Here is a 17409-nt window from a genome sequence, read left to right on the forward strand (position 1 = left end):
ACGGATATACACACAAAACAACCCATCACTGGTCGGCACAAAAATAAATCTCAAATTTCGAGACCCGCATACCGTGCATACCACTGCCCCTCAAAAACCCCATCCCAACGCTGTAATTCCACGCCCCACAAAAACCACCCTAATACCACTTTAATAACACCCGAATAAATACCCAGAAAACACTGGCCAAACACAGAAAAGCAGCGTTGACATGGTATTCAAGTGGTATTAGATTCCACCCCAATCACCGAGCGACAACGCCCAAAAAACCGCATCGGACACCCAAATGAACAACATCCAGACCCTACGCCCCGACGACACCCAACCCACCCCGCTCTACCTGCAACTGGCCCGCAACCTCGAAGCCGCGATCCACGCCGGCCAATGGAAAGCCGAGCAAGCAATGCCCTCCGAGCGCAGCTTGAGCGAGCAACTGGGCATTTCCCGGGTCACCGCCCGCAAGGCGCTGGAAGTGCTGTTCGAACAAGGCCTGATCCGCCGCAACCAAGGCTCGGGCACGTTCATCACCCCGCGCCTGGAACAACCGCTGTCACGCCTCAGCGGCTTCAGCGAGATGCTCCGGCTCAAAGGCTTCGTGCCCGGGTCCCAGTGGCTGGAGCGAGAAATCACCCCGCCGACCCACGAAGAACTGATCCGCCTGGGCCTGTCGCCCACAGACAAAGTCGCCCGGCTCAAACGGCTGCGCAAGGCCGACGATACGGTCATGGCCATTGAGATGAGCACCCTGCCCGCCTCGATTATTCCCAAGCCGCACGCAGTTGGCGATTCGCTTTATGAATTCCTCGACGGCATCGGCAAACCCGTGGTGCGCGCCCTGCAACACATCCAGGCGATCAACGCCTCGGACGAATTCGCCGCCCTGGTGGGCATTGCGCCCGGCACCGCGATGCTGCTGATGACACGGGTCGGCTACCTGGAAGACAACACGCCCATCGAAGTCACCGACACCTATTGCCGCAACGATTACTACGACTTCGTCGCCGAGTTGCGGCGGTAGACGATCAGAGAATCCCCATGTCCGAAGACAACATCCTCACCGCCAACGGCTGGATACGCGGCCGCCTGGTCCATGAACAGGGCAAGGTCGTGTCCATCGAAGGCCAGCCCTGCGACCCGACGAGCAACGACCTGCCCTACCTGCTGCCGGGATTCATCGACCTGCATGTGCACGGCGGTGGCGGCAAGGACATCATGGAAGGCGCGCCGGCGTTCGACACCATTGCCCGCACCCATGTGCGCTTCGGCACCACGGCGCTGCTCGCCACCACCATGACCGCGCCAAGCGAAGAGATCGCCAGCGTACTCAATGCCCTCGGTGATTACTGCGAACAGCGGCCCAGCGGCAGCGCGCGCATCCTGGGCGTGCATTTGGAAGGTCCTTACATCAACCCGGGCAAACTCGGCGCCCAACCGAATTTCGCCCACACCGCGTTGATGGCTGAAGTGGAGACGTACCTGGCCCTGGCCCCGATCCGGGTGATCACCATCGCGCCGGAAATCGCCGGCCACGATGCCTTGATTCGTGCCCTCAGCGCCCGGGGCGTGCGCATGCAGATCGGCCATACGCTCGGCAGCTACGAAGAAGGCGTCGCGGCGCTGGCGGCCGGGGCCAGCAGTTTTACCCATTTGTACAACGCCATGAGCCCGCTGCATCACCGCGAGCCCGGCATCGTCGGCGCGGCGCTGGCCCATGCGCAATACGCCGAGCTGATCCCGGACTTGCTCCACGTGCACCCTGGCGCCATGCGCGTGGCCTTGCGTTCGATCCCGTGCCTGTATTGCGTCACGGATTCCACCGCCGCCGCCGGCATGCCCGACGGCGAATACAAGCTGGGCAGCCACACCGTGACCAAATGCCTGGGCGGTGTGCGCCTGGCCGACGGCACGCTGGCCGGCAGCACCCTGACCATGGACCAGGCCCTGCGCAACCTGGTGAAAATCGGCCTGCCCCTCGCCGAAGCCTCCCGCCGCCTGTCGCAATTCCCCGCCGACTACCTCGGCCTGCCCGAGCGCGGGCGCCTGCAACCCGGCGCCTGGGCCGACTGCGTGCGCCTTGACCGTGCCCTGAACCTGATCGACGTGATGGTCGAAGGAGAAGCCATTGACTTCCAAAATGCTTGAAGAGGCCCTGGCCTCGTCTGAAGCCGTCGAGCGCCAATTGCAGCGATTGGACCCCGCCCTGCAGGAAATTGCCGGACGCCTGCGCCGCCAGCCGCCGCAGGTGGCGATGACCGTGGCCCGTGGCAGTTCCGACCATGCCGCCAGCTACTTTGCCTACCTGACCATGCAACAACTGGGTTTGCCGGTGGCCTCGTTGCCGATGTCGGTGGTGACCATGCAGCAGGCGCCGTTGAAGGTCAGTGGCCAGGTGGCGTTTGCGTTCTCCCAATCGGGGCAAAGCCCGGACCTGGTGAACAGCCTGCGCCTGCTGCGCAAGCGCGGCGCCTTGAGCGTGGCGATGGTCAACGCAGAAGACTCTCCGCTGGAGGCGGCTTGTGAATTCAGCGTGCCCTTGTGCGCCGGCATCGAAAGCAGTGTCGCCGCCACCAAGAGTTTCATCGCCACCCTCAGCGCCAGCGCGCGCCTGGTGGCCCACTGGAAAGACGATGCCGAGTTGCTCAACGCCGGCGCCGCGCTGCCCGAAGGGCTACGTGAAGCCGCGCACCAGGATTGGAACGTTGCCGTCGAGGCGTTGCGTGAATGCCAGCGCTTGATGGTCATCGGCCGTGGCGCCGGGTTCGCCATCGCCCAGGAAGCGGCGCTCAAATTCAAGGAGACCTCGGCGATCCAGGCCGAAGCCTTCAGCAGCGCCGAGGTTCGCCACGGGCCGATGGCGCTGATCGATGAGCATTATCCGCTGTTGGTGTTCGCCCCCCGCGGTGCCGAGCAGGCCGGTGTGTTGAGCCTAGCCGCCGACATGCGCCAGCGCGGCGCCCGGGTGCTACTGGCCGCGCCCGATGACATCGCCGAGCGTGACCTGACACTGACCCGTGCCGAACACCCGGTCCTGGACCCGATCCTGGCGATCCAGAGCTTTTACCGGATGGCCGCCAACCTGGCCGTGGCCCGAGGCCTGGACCCGGACCAGCCACGGTACTTGAGCAAGGTCACCCGGACCCACTGAACCGATGGCCCTTTAACGCAAGGCCAATAAGACTTCACAGAGAGCGAGCCCATGCCCAACAACAATAAAGAGCTGACCCTCAGCGCACCGCTCAGCGGGCCGGTGCTCACCCTCGCCAACGTCCCGGACGCGGTGTTCGCCAGCGGCGCCATGGGCGACGGGATTGCCATCGATCCGCTGAACGACACCCTCTACGCCCCTTGCGATGGCGAAGTTATCCATGTCGCGCGCACCGGCCACGCCGTGACCCTGCGGGCCGACAACGGCGCCGAACTGCTGCTGCACCTGGGGTTGGACACCGTCGAGTTGCAGGGCGATGGCTTTTCCATACTGGTCAAGGAAGGCGCGCGCGTCAGCAACGGCCAGGCGTTGCTGCGTTATGACGTGGACAGCGTGGCCCAGCGCTGCAAAAGCCTGGTCAGCCTGCTGATCCTCACCAATGGCGAACACTTCCAGGCACGGCCCATTACCCTCAAGGGCGTCAAGGTCGGCGAGCCGTTGCTGCACATCGTCAGCAAGAAGCCGAGTGAAACACGCGACGATGAGCCGGACGCCGGCATCGAAGTGTTCGGCCAGATCCGTATCGCCCATCGAGGCGGCCTGCACGCGCGGCCGGCCGCCTTGGTTCGCCAGGCCGCACAAGGGTTCAAGAGTCGCTCACACCTGCACTTCGGTGGCCGCTCGGCGTCCTGCGACAGTGTGATGGGCATGATGGGGCTGGCGATCACCGAACAGGCCGAAGTGCACGTCAGTTGCCGCGGCAGCGATGCCGAAGCGGCGCTGCAAGCGCTTCTGAAAACGTTATCCACAGCCTTGGCCGAAGAAGCCCATGCCGAGGCACCACCGGCCAAGGCGCCGAGCCGCACCGCCGAAGACGGTGTGCTCCACGGCGTATGCGCCGCGCCCGGGCTGGTCAGCGGACCGCTGGTTCGGCTGGAAGGCATGCCGTTGCCCGAGGACGTCGGTGGCCACAACGTCGCAGAACAACGGCAACGGCTGCGCGATGCCTTGGCGCACGTCAGTCGCGACATCGAGTTGACATTGGAGAACGCCAAGGCCCGGCATCACGTCGATGAGCAAGCGATCTTCAGCGCCCATCTGGCGTTGCTGGAAGATCCGGTCCTGGTGGACGCCGCCTACCTGTCTATTGAGCAAGGGAGCGCAGCGGCCCACGCCTGGAGCCGGTCCATCGACGCGCAGTGCCAAGTGCTGCGGCAATTGCACAGCGCGTTGCTGGCCGAGCGCGCCAATGATTTACATGACCTGCGCCAGCGGGTCCTGCGGGCGCTGCTGGGTGAAACCTGGCAATTCGACGTGCCGGCGGGCGCCATTGTCGTCGCCCAGGAGCTGACCCCGTCGGACCTGCTGCAACTCAGTGCCCAAGGCGTGGCCGGTGTGTGCATGGCCGAGGGTGGCGCGACGTCCCACGTGGCGATCCTGGCCCGTGGCAAAGGCCTGCCCTGCCTGGTGGCGCTGGGCGAGGCACTGCTTGCACAGGCGCCGGGGCAATCGGTGGTGCTGGACGCGGACGGTGGCCGCCTCGAACTCACGCCAACCGCCGAGCGCCTGACCCAGGTGCAGCAAGCACAGATCCGAAGGGCAGCCCTGCGTGCTGAGCAACAGACCCTCGCCCATACGCCGGCCAGAACGGTCGATGGGGTGAATATTGAAGTCGCCGCCAACGTCGCCTCGAGCGCCGAAGCCAACCAGGCGTTCGCCAACGGTGCCGAGGGCGTTGGCCTGCTGCGCACCGAATTTCTCTTCGTCGACCGCCACACCGCCCCCGATGAAGAAGAACAGCGCCTGGCCTATCAAGCCGTGCTCGATGCCATGGGCGACAGGCCGGTGATCGTCCGCACCATCGACGTCGGCGGCGACAAACAATTGGACTACCTGCCGCTGCCGGCCGAAGCCAACCCGGTGCTCGGCCTGCGGGGCATTCGCCTAGCCCAGGCGCGCCCGGAACTGCTGGACCAGCAATTGCGCGCCCTGCTGCAAACCCGCCCTCTGCACCGCTGCCGGATTTTGTTGCCGATGGTCACCGAGGTCGACGAACTGCTGCACATTCGCCAGCGCCTCGACGCCTTGGGTGCCGAGCTCGGCGTGAGTGAACGCCCGCAACTGGGGGTGATGATCGAAGTGCCGGCCGCCGCCTTGCTGGCCGAACAGTTGGCCGAGCACGCGGACTTCCTGTCCATCGGCACCAACGACCTGTCCCAGTACACCCTCGCCATGGACCGCGACCACGCGGGTCTCGCCGCCCGGGTCGATGCCCTGCACCCGGCACTGTTGCGGTTGATCGCCCAGACCTGCGCTGGCGCCGCCAAACATGGGCGTTGGGTCGGCGTGTGCGGGGCCCTGGCCTCCGATCCCCTGGCGACGCCGGTGCTGATCGGCCTTGGGGTACGGGAGCTGTCGGTCAGCCCGCCCCAGGTCGGCGAAATCAAGGACCGCGTGCGTCACCTCGTTGCCGCCCAGTGCCGCGGCGTCAGTACCGATTTGCTGAACCTGGCCAGTGCCGCCGCCGTGCGCCAGGCCTGTCACCAACACTGGCCCCTGGGCTGAGCCACGTCGGACAACAATAAAAGGAGAGACGCCATGTACCAGCATTTCATCGAAGGGCTGCAACGCCTCGGCCGGGCGCTGATGCTGCCCATCGCGATCCTGCCGATCGCCGGCCTGCTGCTGCGCCTGGGTGACACGGACCTGTTGAACATCGCGATCATTCACGATGCCGGCCAGGCGATCTTCGCCAACCTCGCGCTGATCTTCGCCATCGGCATCGCCGTGGGTTTCGCCCGGGACAATAACGGCACGGCCGGGCTGGCCGGGGCCATTGGTTACCTGGTGATGATCGCGACGCTGAAGGTGCTCGACGCGACCATCAACATGGGCATGCTCGCCGGGATCATCAGCGGTCTGTTGGCCGGCGCGCTGTACAACCGCTTCAAGGACATCAAGCTGCCGGAATACCTGGCGTTCTTTGGCGGGCGACGCTTCGTGCCGATTGTCACCGGCTTCAGCGCGGTGGGCCTTGGCGTGGTGTTCGGTTTGATCTGGCCACCGATCCAACACGGCATCAACAGCTTCGGCGAGCTGTTGATGGCCAGCGGCAGCTTTGGTGCGTTCGTCTTCGGTGTATTCAATCGGTTGCTGATCGTCACCGGCCTGCACCACATCCTCAACAACATGGCCTGGTTCATCTTTGGCAGCTTCACCGACCCGACTACCGGAGCGGTAGTGACGGGCGACCTGACCCGCTATTTCGCCGGCGACCCCAAGGGCGGCCAGTTCATGACCGGCATGTTCCCGGTGATGCTCTTCGGCCTGCCCGCCGCCTGCCTGGCGATGTACCGCAACGCCCTGCCCCAGCGGCGCAAGGTCATGGGCGGGATTTTGTTGTCCATGGCGCTGACGTCGTTCCTGACCGGCGTCACCGAGCCCATCGAATTCGCCTTCATGTTTCTTGCGCCGCTGTTGTACCTCGTCCACGCGCTGCTCACCGGTCTGTCGATGGCGGTGACTAACTTATTGAATATCCACCTGGGCTTTACCTTTTCCGGCGGTTTCATCGACATGGTCCTGGGCTGGGGCAAATCCACTAACGGCTGGCTGGTCTTACCGGTGGGCCTGGCCTACGCGGCGATCTATTACCTGGTGTTCGACTTCTGCATCCGTCGCTTCGACCTGAAGACGCCGGGCCGTGAAGACGTGCCGGCGGGCGACAAACCGGTCATCGCCGAAAACCAACGGGCCGCCGCCTACATCCAGGCCTTGGGTGGCGCTGACAACCTGATCACCCTCGGCGCCTGCACCACGCGCCTGCGGCTGGACCTGGTGGATCGCAACAAGGCGTCCGACGCCCAACTCAAGGCCCTCGGCGCCATGGCTGTGGTTCGCCCCGGCAATGGCGGCAGCTTGCAGGTGGTGGTGGGGCCGATGGCCGACAGCATCGCCGATGAGATCCGCTTGGCATTGCCTTCTTCCGATAGGCCAGCCAGTGCGCCCGCGAACGTCGTGGCCGAGCCGGCCTCAACGACAATTGTCTCGGAGGCCGAAGCACAGCAATGGCTCGATGCCCTGGGCGGTGGCAGGAACGTGTTGCAGCTCGATTGCGTGGCGACGAGCCGTTTGCGGGTGCGGTTGGCTGATGGCAAGGGGTTATCGGAAAGCCAGCTCAAGGCGCTGGGTTGCCAGGGGATCAGTTCGCTGGAAGGCGGGGTTTGGCACTTGTTGCTAGGGGAGAAAGCGCCGGGGTTGTGGCGGGCGTTGGAGGCGGTGGTGCTGAGTCGTAAGGCGGATGTCAAAGCCTGAGCTTTCGTTGCCTGAAAGTACGCCTTCGTCGGATCGCCGCCCGGAGCCAGCTCGCTCCCACAGTGGATTGGTGTTGTCCACAAGACAAGTGATCGACACCATACCCTGTGGGAGCGAGCCTGCTCGCGATGGGGCCGGCACAAGCAACATCAAATTCTGATACACACAATCCCTGTGGCGAGGGAGCTTGCTCCCGCTCGGTTGCGCAGCAACCGCCAAAAAACTTAGGGCCGCTGCGCAGCCCAGCGGGAGCAAGCTCCCTCGCCACAAGGGTTTGTGCACACAGGAATTGTATGTAATAAAAAACCCGCTGAACCAGTCAGCGGGTTTTTCATTGCTGCAGGCGGAAGATCAAAAATCCTCCAACCGCCATACCTCATACGCCGGTGTCTCGTAGGGATGGCTCTGCTTCAGCGCCTCCACCACGGGGCGGATCAACGCATCGGCCACCACCAGTTCCACCTTCCATTCCTCGACCTGCTCAACCTGCCCCGCCTCGCCAATGAACGGCTGGCTGCCGTCCAAAGGGCGAAACTGGCCCAGGCCCAGCACTTGCCAGGCGCAGTGGTCATAGTCGCCGATTCGCCCGCCACCGGCAGCGAATACGGCGCTTTTGACCTCGTCCACATGGCTGGCCGGGACGAAGAAGCAGAGCTTGTACACCGCCTTAGTTCACCCAGACGCGCGCGTTGCGGAACATGCGCATCCATGGCGCGTCTTCGTTCCAGTCGTCCGAACGCCACGAGTTCTGCACCGCGCGGAACACCCGCTCCGGGTGCGGCATCATGATCGTGACGCGGCCGTCGCGACTGGTCAGGCCGGTGATCCCGCGCGGCGAGCCGTTCGGGTTGGCCGGGTAGGTTTCGGTGACCTTGCCATGGTTGTCGACAAAACGCAGCGACACACAACCGGACAGGTCGGCTTCGAGCAAGGCTTCTTCGCTTTCGAATTCCGCATGGCCTTCGCCGTGGGCGATGGCGATCGGCATGCGCGAACCGGCCATGCCCTGCAGGAAGATCGAGTTCGATTCCTGGACCTGGACCATCGCCACGCGGGCTTCAAACTGCTCGGAACGGTTACGCACGAAGTGCGGCCAGAACTCGCTGCCCGGGATCAGCTCGTGCAGGTTGGACATCATCTGGCAACCGTTGCACACGCCGAGGGTGAAGCTGTCGGTGCGTTCGAAGAAGCCTTGGAACGCATCGCGGGCGCGGCTGTTGAACAGCGCCGACTTGGCCCAGCCTTCACCGGCGCCCAGCACGTCGCCGTAGGAGAAACCGCCACAAGCGACCATGCCCTTGAAGTCGTTCAGGTCGACACGACCGGCCAGGATGTCGCTCATGTGCACGTCGATCGCGTTGAAACCGGCGCGGTCGAACGCTGCCGCCATTTCCACCTGGCCGTTGACGCCTTGCTCACGCAGGACCGCCACTTGTGGGCGGATGCCTTTCTTGATGTAAGGCGCGGCCACGTTGTCGTTGACGTCGTAGCTGAGCTTGGCGCTCAGGCCCGGGTTGTCTTCTTCCAGCAGCGCGTCGAATTCCTGCTCGGCGCACTCGGCGTTGTCCCGCAGGCGCTGGATCTGGTAGCTGGTTTCCGCCCACTGGCGCTGCAACAGGCGACGCTGGCCTTCGAAGACGGTATCGCCGTTGAAGGTAATGTTGATGTGCGCGTTGTTGATCGGCTGGCCGATCACCGAGACGCAATCGGCCAGGCCGGCCGCGCTGAACTGGGCGAGGATGTCTGGCGTGGCGTCCTGGCGAACCTGGATCACCGCACCCAGTTCTTCGTTGAACAGGATGGCTGGGATCTCGGCCTTGGACTCGGCAACGCTGTCCAGGGTCAGGCTCAGGCCGCAGTGACCGGCGAAGGCCATTTCCACCACGGTGGTCAGCAAACCACCGTCGGAACGGTCGTGGTAGGCCAACAGGTGACCGTCGGCGTTGAGGCCCTGGATCACGGCGAAGAATGCCTTCAGGTCTTCGGCATCATCGACGTCCGGCGCTTGCGAGCCGAGCTTGCCATGCACCTGGGCCAGGATCGAGGCGCCCATGCGGTTCTGGCCACGGCCCAGGTCGATCAGGATCAGGTCGGTGGTGCCCTTGTCCATGCGCAGTTGCGGGGTCAGGGTCTGGCGGATATCGGTGACAGGCGCGAAACCGGTCACGATCAGCGACAGCGGCGAGGTTACGCTCTTGTCCACGCCTTCGTCGTTCCAGCGCGTGGCCATGGACATGGAGTCCTTGCCCACTGGAATGGTGATGCCCAGCTCAGGGCACAGCTCCATGCCGACCGCCTTGACGGTGTCGTACAGGCGGGCGTCTTCACCCGGGTGACCGGCGGCGGACATCCAGTTGGCCGACAGCTTGATGTCGGACATCTTGCCGATGCGCGACGCCGCGATGTTGGTCAGGGTCTCGCCAATCGCCATGCGGCCCGAGGCCGGGGCGTCCAGCAGCGCCAGCGGCGTGCGCTCGCCCATCGCCATGGCTTCGCCGGTGTAGACGTCGAAGCTGGTGGCGGTCACGGCCACGTCAGCCACCGGCACTTGCCATGGGCCGACCATCTGGTCGCGGGCCACAAGGCCGGTGATGGTCCGGTCGCCGATGGTGATCAGGAAGCTCTTGCTCGCCACGGCCGGGTGATGCAGCACGCGCTCGATGGAGTCGGCGATGTCGAGGGTGGACGGATCGAAGTCGTCGCCCAGCTCCGCTTCGCGAACCGCCGAACGGTGCATGCGTGGGGCCTTGCCCAGCAGCACTTCCAACGGCATGTCCACCGGGCTGTTGCCGAAGTGGCTGTCGGTGACGGTCAGTTGTGGCTCAGCGGTGGCTTCACCCACCACCGCGAACGGGCAACGCTCGCGCTCGCAAATGGCCTGGAAGCGTTCGAAGTCGGCCGGGCCGACCGCCAGGACGTAACGCTCCTGGGATTCGTTGCTCCAGATTTCGTGCGGGGCCATGCCCGGCTCGTCGTTTGGAATGTTGCGCAGTTCGAAGCGGCCACCGCGGCCACCGTCGTTGACCAGTTCCGGGAAGGCGTTGGACAGGCCGCCCGCGCCGACGTCGTGGATGAAGCTGATGGGGTTGTGCTCACCCAACTGCCAGCAACGGTCGATGACTTCCTGGCAGCGGCGTTCCATTTCCGGGTTTTCCCGCTGGACCGAGGCGAAGTCCAGGTCCGCCGAGCTGGTGCCGGTGGCCATGGAGGAAGCGGCGCCGCCACCCAGGCCGATCAGCATGGCCGGGCCGCCGAGGACGATCAGCTTGGAGCCGACCAGGATCTCGCCCTTCTGTACGTGTTCGGCGCGGATGTTGCCCATGCCGCCAGCGAGCATGATCGGCTTGTGGTAACCACGGACTTCTTCACCACGGGGGGTGGTGATGGATTGTTCGAAGGTCCGGAAGTAGCCGGTCAAGGCCGGACGGCCGAATTCGTTGTTGAACGCCGCGCCGCCCAGGGGACCTTCGATCATGATGTCGAGGGCGTTGACGATGCGCTCAGGCTTGCCGTACGGCTTTTCCCATGGCTGCTCGAAGCCCGGGATCTGCAGGTTCGACACGGTGAAGCCGGTCAGGCCGGCCTTGGGCTTGGCACCGCGACCAGTGGCGCCTTCGTCGCGGATCTCGCCACCGGAACCGGTGGACGCGCCCGGGAACGGGGCAATGGCGGTCGGGTGGTTGTGAGTCTCGACCTTCATCAGGATGTGCACCGGCTCCTGGACCGCACCGTACTGGCGGGTCTCGGGGTTCGGGTAGAAGCGACCGGCAACGTTGCCGACGATCACCGCCGCGTTGTCCTTGTAGGCCGACAGCACACCTTCGTTGTGCATCTGGTAGGTGTTCTTGATCATGCCGAACAGGCTTTTTTCCTGGTCCTGGCCGTCAATGTCCCAACTGGCGTTGAAGATCTTGTGGCGGCAGTGCTCGGAGTTGGCCTGGGCGAACATCATCAGTTCGATGTCGTGGGGGTTGCGCTTCAAGCCCTGGAAGGCGTTGACCAGGTAATCGATCTCGTCTTCGGCCAGGGCCAGGCCCAGCTCGGCGTTGGCTTTTTCCAGCGCGGCACGGCCACCGCCCAGCACGTCGATGGCGGTCAGGGGCTTGGGTTCGGCGTGACTGAACAGACCGGCGGCCTGCTCCAGGTTGCCCAGCACGACCTGTGTCATGCGGTCATGCAGGCCTTCGGCGATCAACTGGGCCTCGGCCTCGCTGAACTCACCGGCGACATAAAAGGCAATGCCGCGCTCCAGGCGCTGGATTTTCGCCAGGCCGCAGTTGCGGGCGATGTCGCTGGCCTTGCTCGACCACGGCGAAATGGTGCCGAAACGCGGCAACACCAGGAACAGGCGACCGGCCGGCTCCTGGACAGGAACACTGGGGCCGTACTTCAGAAGGCGCGCGAGCACCTGCTGTTCGTCGCCGGTCAAACCGCCGGTGACTTCGGCGAAGTGAGCGAATTCAGCATACAAGCCACTGACAGCCGGAACCTTCTGGCTCAGTTGCTCAAGGAGTTTGCTGTGGCGAAAGGCAGAAAGGGCAGGAGCGCCGCGCAGGATCAACATCTTCGGGACAGCCTCGGGAAGGGGGTGTGCTTTGAGGCCGTGCATTCTAGCCTAAACCGCCGGCAACGGCACCCGAAACGGCACGCGCGGTGCTGGCCGAATGTCGGTCTCTGCGCGCACGGCGGTATTGGACACCCGTGCCAAGGTTCGCGCACAGATATTTTTCAGCGGCGCAAAGCCCGCCACAGCCCGGCCGGCCGGTGTTGCGGACATGTTTTGCAACGGCTAGCAGACTGGCCTTTTGCTGTCGAGATATGGCGGTAGGGGCCGTTTGCGTATACTGCGCAGATGTTTTCCCCAACGGCTTTGCGTCCGCGATATGCCAAGTGGCTGATCGCAACCGGACTCTTCCTGGTGCTCAGTGGTTGTGTTGAGAAACCCAACACACTGGAGCGCGTAAAGGAGGATGGCGTGCTGCGGGTGGTTACCCGAAACAGCCCCGCCACCTACTTCCAGGATCGCAGTGGTGAGACCGGCTTCGAATACGAGCTGGTGAAGCGTTTCGCCGAGGATTTGGGGGTCGAGCTTAAAATCGAGACCGCCGACAACCTCGACGACCTGTTCGGCCAGGTGGGCAAGCCCAACGGGCCGGTCCTGGCCGCCGCGGGCCTGGTCAGCAGCGAACAGCGCAAGAAACAGGTGCGGTTTTCCCGCTCCTACCTGGAAGTCACCCCCCAAATCATCTACCGCAACGGCCAATCACGCCCCACCGACGCGGCCGCCCTGGCGGGCAAGAAAATCATGGTGCTCAAGGGCAGCAGCCATGCCGAACAACTGGCGCAGTTGAAGCAGCAATACCCGGGCATCGAATACGAAGAGTCCGACGCGGTTGAGGTGGTCGACCTGCTGCGCATGGTGGACGAGGGCCAGATCGACCTGACGCTGGTGGACTCCAACGAAGTGGCGATGAACCAGGTCTATTTCCCCAACGTGCGCGTCGCCTTCGACCTTGGCGACGTCCGCAGCCAAAGCTGGGCGGTGGGCCCCGGCGAAGACACTAGCCTGCTCAACGAAATCAACGCCTATCTGGACAAGGTGCAGAAAAACGGCACGCTGCAGCGGCTCAAGGACCGCTACTACGGGCACGTCGACGTCCTCGGCTACATGGGCGCAACAACCTTCGCCCAGCATTTGCAGCAACGGTTGCCCAAATACGAGCAACACTTCAAGGCTTACGCCAAGAAAGAGAAAGTCGATTGGCGCCTGCTGGCTGCCATTGGCTACCAGGAATCGCTCTGGCAACCAACGGTCACGTCCAAGACCGGCGTGCGCGGCCTGATGATGCTGACCCAGAACACCGCCCAGGCCATGGGCGTGTCCAACCGACTGGATCCGAAACAAAGCATCATGGGGGGCGCCAAGTACCTGGCCTACATGAAGGAACAGCTGGACGAGAGCATCGAGGAGCCGGACCGTACCTGGTTCGCCCTTGCCGCCTATAACGTGGGCAGCGGCCACCTGGACGACGCCCGCAAACTGGCGGCCAAGGAAGGGCTGAACCCGAACAAATGGCTGGACGTGAAGAAAATCCTGCCGCGCCTGTCCCAGAAACAGTGGTACAGCAAGACCCGCTACGGCTACGCCCGGGGCGGCGAACCGGTGCATTTCGTGGCGAACATCCGTCGCTACTACGACATCCTGACCTGGGTGACACAGCCGCAGCTTGAAGGCGACCAAGTGGCCGAGGGCAATCTGCATGTGCCGGGTGTGGACAAGAGCAAGCCGAGCCAGGAATCCCCGCAGCTATAAGCTGTACCCAACTTCCAATGTTGTGATGAACCTGTGGCGAGGGAGCTTGCTCCCGCTCGGTTGCGTAGCGACCGCAAAATCTTGGGGCCGCTTCGCAGCCCAGCGGGAGCAAGCTCCCTCGCCACAATGGATCAGGCAAGCCTTAAGCAAGCTTTATGGGATGGTCTCAGGACTTGGCGGCAGCCAGGATCAAGGCTTTCATTTCCGACACAGCCGACTTGAACCCGACGAACAAGGCATGGGCCACCAGCGCATGACCGATGTTCAGTTCGTTGATGCCCTTGATGGCCGCGACGGCTTCGACGTTGTGGTAGTGCAAGCCATGGCCGGCGTTGACGATCAAGCCTTGGGCCAGGCCAAAGGCGACGCCATCGGCGACCCGTTGCAGCTCATCGGCCACGTCCGTGGGGGTCTCGGCGTCGGCGTACCGGCCGGTGTGCAGTTCGATGGCGGGGGCGCCGACACGCTTGGATGCCTCGATTTGCCGTTCGTCGGCATCGATGAACAGCGAGACCTCGGCACCGAGCTTCGACAGGCGTTCCACCGCCAGGCTGATCCGCGCCTCCTGGCCCGCTACATCGAGGCCGCCTTCGGTGGTCAGTTCCTGGCGCGTCTCCGGCACCAGGCAGATGTGCGCCGGGCGGATACGCTCGGCGAACGCCATCATTTCCTCGGTCACGCCCATTTCGAAGTTCATGCGGGTTTGCAGCACGTCCTTGAGCAGCAGCACGTCGCGCTCCTGGATGTGGCGACGGTCTTCACGCAGGTGCACGGTGATGCCGTCGGCCCCCGCTTCTTCCGCGTCCAGTGCGGCCTTGACCGGATCCGGGTAGCGCGTACCACGGGCCTGGCGCAGGGTGGCGACATGGTCGATGTTCACGCCGAGAAGAATGCGATTGCTGGTGCTCACGAAAAGGCTCCTGAAAGGACAAATAGTCGGCCCACAGCATACGGGTTGATCAGGGCTTGCGAAACAGCTCGCGACTGACCAGTGGCCGACCACCCAGATGCACGGCCAGGGCCTGGCGCATCAGCCGCTTGGCCGCCGACAAGGCACCCGGCGCACTCCAGTCGGCGTCGGCCATGGCCAGCAGTTCGGCACCGTTGAACAGCCCTGGTTGCAGCAGGTAGACCCGCTCCAGGCCGGCGTCCACTTGCAAGCGGTACAGGCCATCAGCCGCTATGGGCTCGCCGTGCAGGTCGGTATTCAGCGCAAAGCCATAACCCAGGTCATCCAGCAGCCGCCACTCGAACGAACGCAGCAGCGGCTCCAGTGGCCGGCCTTCGGCCAGGGCCAGCAGCGTGGCGGTGTAATGATCGAAGACCGCCGGGTGGGGATCTTCGGCGGGCAACAGGCGGATCAGCAGTTCATTGAGGTACAAACCACTGAACAACGCCTCGCCGTTGAGCCAGGCCGCGACACCGTTGCTTTCCATGCGCCCGACATTCTTCAGCTCGCCCCTGCCGCGGAACTCGACTTCCAGCGGCACGAACGGCCGCGCCAGCGTCCCGGCCTTGCCCCGTGCTCCGCGCAACACCGCCCGCAGCCGTCCTTGGGGCGTGAGGAAGTCCACCAGGGCGCTGCTTTCGCGGTAGGCGCGGCTGTGGAGGACGTAGGCGGATTGGGCGGCGGGTTGGTTGGGGGACATCGGAAGCCTGAATATCAACAAGACATCAATGGTTGAAGAAATCCTGTGGCGAGGGAGCTTGCTCCCGCTCGGCTGCGAAGCAGTCGTGAAACCAGGCCATGCGGTGGATTTGGCTGGATGAGATCGCAGATCCGGGGGCCGCTTCGCAGCCCAGCGGGAGCAAGCTCCCTCGCCACAGAAGCTCGCTCCCACAGTGGAATTCATGCACTTAAGTAAACGATTACAGGTCGCCGTAACCCAACGAACGCAACGCCCGCTCGTCGTCGGACCAGCCACCCTTCACCTTGACCCACAGGTTGAGCATGATCTTGGAGTCGAACAGCAGCTCCATGTCCTTGCGCGCCTCGGTGCCGATGCGCTTGATGCGCTCGCCCTTGTCGCCAATGATGATTTTCTTCTGGCCGTCACGTTCGACGAGGATCAATGCATGAATATGCAGGGTCTTCCCCTGTTGCTTGAACTCTTCGATCTCGACGGTGATCTGGTACGGCAGCTCGGCACCCATCTGGCGCATGATTTTCTCGCGCACCAGCTCGGCGGCGAGGAAACGGCTGCTGCGGTCGGTGATCTGGTCTTCAGGGAAGAAATGATCGTTTTCCGGCAGATGTTCGGCAATCACCCGCTCCAGCGCATCGAGGTTATGGCCGTGCTGGGCAGAGATCGGGATGATCTGGGCGTTCGGCAACTGTTCCTGCAACCAGGTCAGGTGCGGCATCAGCTCAGCCTTGTCTTCGATACGGTCGGTCTTGTTCAGCGCCACGATCAAGGGGCCGGTCACGTACTGGACGCGTTCGAGGACCATTTGGTCTTCTTCGGTCCACTTGGTGCGGTCGACCACGAAGATCACCACGTCGACGTCTTTCAACGCCGCCGAGGCAGTCTTGTTCATGTAGCGATTCAAGGCTTTTTCGCCACCCTTGTGCATGCCCGGGGTGTCGACGTAGATCGCCTGCACGGCGCCTTCGGTCTTGATGCCCAGCATGTTGTGGCGGGTGGTCTGGGGCTTGCGCGAGGTGATTGCCAGCTTTTGGCCCAGGATGTGGTTCAGCAGCGTGGACTTGCCCACGTTCGGCCGACCGACAATGGCGACATAGCCGCAGCGGGTGACGGTTGTATCAGTCATTGCCATTCTCCACGCCCAGGGCAATCAGTGCTGCGGCGGCCGCTACCTGTTCGGCAATACGACGACTCACACCCTGACCCCGGCTTTTTTCATTCAATAGGACAACTTCGCATTCGACGAAGAAGGTTCGGCAATGCGGCTCACCCTGGATGTCCACCACTTCGTAGCGCGGCAGTTCGCAACTGCGCGATTGCAGGAATTCCTGCAAGCGGGTCTTCGGGTCCTTGTTGGTGTCCACCAGCGTCAGGCTGTCGATTTCGGAGGTCAGCCAGGCCAGCACGCGTTCGCGCGCCATTTCCATGCCTGAATCCAGGTAGATCGCACCAATCAACGCTTCCAGGGCATCGGCCAGGATCGACTCGCGCCGGAAACCGCCGCTTTTCAACTCACCGGAGCCCAGGCGCAGGTAATCGCCCAAGTCGAAACCCCGGGCCAATACGGCCAGGGTCTCACCTTTTACCAGTCGCGCGCGCAAACGCGACAACTGGCCTTCGCGGGCCAGCGGGAAGCGCTCGAACAACGCCTCGCCAGCGACGAAGTTAAGGATGGCGTCACCGAGGAATTCCAGGCGTTCGTTGTTGCGCCCGGCAAAACTGCGGTGAGTGAGGGCCAGGAGCATCAGATCCGGGTCCTTGAAGGTGTAGCCGAGCTGACGCTCGAGACGGCTTAGAGAAACGCTCACGGTTTACCCACGCTGAGTTCGTGGCTGGATTCCACCGCCACGGCGGCAAGGCGCCGTTGGCTTGGGACAATTAACGCTGTGTTCAAAAATGACGTCCTGACTATCGTTGGCTTCATGCCTCCGGGCAACCCTTGTACAGGCTCCAGAAAAGCATTCGGCGCTGTGTTCAACAGCGCCGTGGGT

Annotated in this window: 12 protein-coding genes; 6 read left to right on the forward strand and 6 right to left on the reverse strand. The window is 63.6% G+C overall.

Annotation, left to right across the window (positions count from 1 at the left end):
• The first annotated feature begins 286 nt into the window (after nucleotides 1–286).
• From J3P85_RS23620 to nagE, 5 genes are read left to right on the forward strand one after another with little or no spacing between them, the layout of a single operon-like run.
• On the forward strand, nucleotides 287–1018 hold the full coding sequence (locus J3P85_RS23620; RefSeq protein ID WP_434703730.1) for a GntR family transcriptional regulator: 732 nt from the start codon (nucleotides 287–289) through the stop codon (nucleotides 1016–1018).
• 17 nt (nucleotides 1019–1035) lie between these two features.
• A complete protein-coding gene (nagA, locus tag J3P85_RS23625; RefSeq protein ID WP_434703731.1) occupies nucleotides 1036–2142 on the forward strand; it encodes an N-acetylglucosamine-6-phosphate deacetylase in 1107 nt (368 codons plus the stop codon).
• Nucleotides 2123–3145 (forward strand): SIS domain-containing protein, encoded by a 1023-nt coding sequence (locus J3P85_RS23630; protein ID WP_434703732.1) that lies wholly within the window; start codon nucleotides 2123–2125, stop codon nucleotides 3143–3145. The genes nagA and J3P85_RS23630 overlap by 20 nt, the downstream gene beginning before the upstream one ends.
• 51 nt (nucleotides 3146–3196) lie before the next feature.
• On the forward strand, nucleotides 3197–5710 hold the full coding sequence (ptsP, locus tag J3P85_RS23635) for a phosphoenolpyruvate--protein phosphotransferase (RefSeq protein ID WP_434703733.1): 2514 nt from the start codon (nucleotides 3197–3199) through the stop codon (nucleotides 5708–5710).
• Nucleotides 5711–5743: 33 nt separating this feature from the next.
• Nucleotides 5744–7459, forward strand: coding sequence for an N-acetylglucosamine-specific PTS transporter subunit IIBC (gene nagE / locus J3P85_RS23640; protein ID WP_434703734.1), 1716 nt, complete (start codon nucleotides 5744–5746; stop codon nucleotides 7457–7459).
• A gap of 351 nt (nucleotides 7460–7810) precedes the next feature.
• Here nagE and J3P85_RS23645 read toward each other — a convergent pair whose 3' ends face one another.
• Nucleotides 7811–8122, reverse strand: a complete 312-nt coding sequence (locus J3P85_RS23645) for an NGG1p interacting factor NIF3 (protein ID WP_434703736.1) — start codon at nucleotides 8120–8122, stop codon at nucleotides 7811–7813.
• A 4-nt stretch (nucleotides 8123–8126) separates the two neighbouring features.
• On the reverse strand, nucleotides 8127–12023 hold the full coding sequence (purL, locus tag J3P85_RS23650) for a phosphoribosylformylglycinamidine synthase (protein ID WP_434703737.1): 3897 nt from the start codon (nucleotides 12021–12023) through the stop codon (nucleotides 8127–8129).
• Between the two features lie 288 nt (nucleotides 12024–12311).
• On the opposite strand from purL, the gene mltF reads away from it, so the two are divergent.
• Entirely contained in the window at nucleotides 12312–13772 is a 1461-nt protein-coding gene (mltF, locus tag J3P85_RS23655; RefSeq protein ID WP_250965763.1) for a membrane-bound lytic murein transglycosylase MltF, read from the forward strand.
• A 166-nt stretch (nucleotides 13773–13938) separates the two neighbouring features.
• On the opposite strand, the gene pdxJ is transcribed toward mltF, so the two are convergent.
• The 4 genes from pdxJ to rnc form a co-directional block, all read right to left on the reverse strand.
• Nucleotides 13939–14682, reverse strand: a complete 744-nt coding sequence (pdxJ, locus tag J3P85_RS23660) for a pyridoxine 5'-phosphate synthase (RefSeq protein WP_434703738.1) — start codon at nucleotides 14680–14682, stop codon at nucleotides 13939–13941.
• Between the two features lie 49 nt (nucleotides 14683–14731).
• Complete coding sequence (gene recO / locus J3P85_RS23665; protein ID WP_434703740.1) at nucleotides 14732–15421, reverse strand: DNA repair protein RecO; 690 nt, start codon at nucleotides 15419–15421, stop codon at nucleotides 14732–14734.
• Between the two features lie 220 nt (nucleotides 15422–15641).
• The gene (gene era / locus J3P85_RS23670) at nucleotides 15642–16544 is read right to left on the reverse strand and encodes a GTPase Era (protein ID WP_003205264.1); all 903 of its coding nucleotides are present in this window, start codon (nucleotides 16542–16544) and stop codon (nucleotides 15642–15644) included.
• Nucleotides 16537–17226, reverse strand: coding sequence for a ribonuclease III (gene rnc, locus J3P85_RS23675; protein WP_186705175.1), 690 nt, complete (start codon nucleotides 17224–17226; stop codon nucleotides 16537–16539). The genes era and rnc overlap by 8 nt, the downstream gene beginning before the upstream one ends.
• Nucleotides 17227–17409: the final 183 nt, after the last annotated feature.

This window comes from Pseudomonas sp. Z1-12, from assembly GCF_051132015.1.
Taxonomy (GTDB): domain Bacteria; phylum Pseudomonadota; class Gammaproteobacteria; order Pseudomonadales; family Pseudomonadaceae; genus Aquipseudomonas; species Aquipseudomonas zanjanensis.

What these genes read in the sequence shown, in the direction of transcription:
- ptsP (WP_434703733.1), top strand. Translation starts at nt 3,197, where the DNA reads ATGCCCAACAACAATAAAGAGCTGACCCTCAGCGCACCGCTCAGCGGG.
- nagE (WP_434703734.1), top strand. Translation starts at nt 5,744, where the DNA reads ATGTACCAGCATTTCATCGAAGGGCTGCAACGCCTCGGCCGGGCGCTG.
- recO (WP_434703740.1), bottom strand. Translation starts at nt 15,421, where the DNA reads ATGTCCCCCAACCAACCCGCCGCCCAATCCGCCTACGTCCTCCACAGC.
- purL (WP_434703737.1), bottom strand. Translation starts at nt 12,023, where the DNA reads ATGTTGATCCTGCGCGGCGCTCCTGCCCTTTCTGCCTTTCGCCACAGC.
- era (WP_003205264.1), bottom strand. Translation starts at nt 16,544, where the DNA reads ATGACTGATACAACCGTCACCCGCTGCGGCTATGTCGCCATTGTCGGT.
- J3P85_RS23620 (WP_434703730.1), top strand. Translation starts at nt 287, where the DNA reads ATGAACAACATCCAGACCCTACGCCCCGACGACACCCAACCCACCCCG.
- nagA (WP_434703731.1), top strand. Translation starts at nt 1,036, where the DNA reads ATGTCCGAAGACAACATCCTCACCGCCAACGGCTGGATACGCGGCCGC.
- mltF (WP_250965763.1), top strand. Translation starts at nt 12,312, where the DNA reads ATGTTTTCCCCAACGGCTTTGCGTCCGCGATATGCCAAGTGGCTGATC.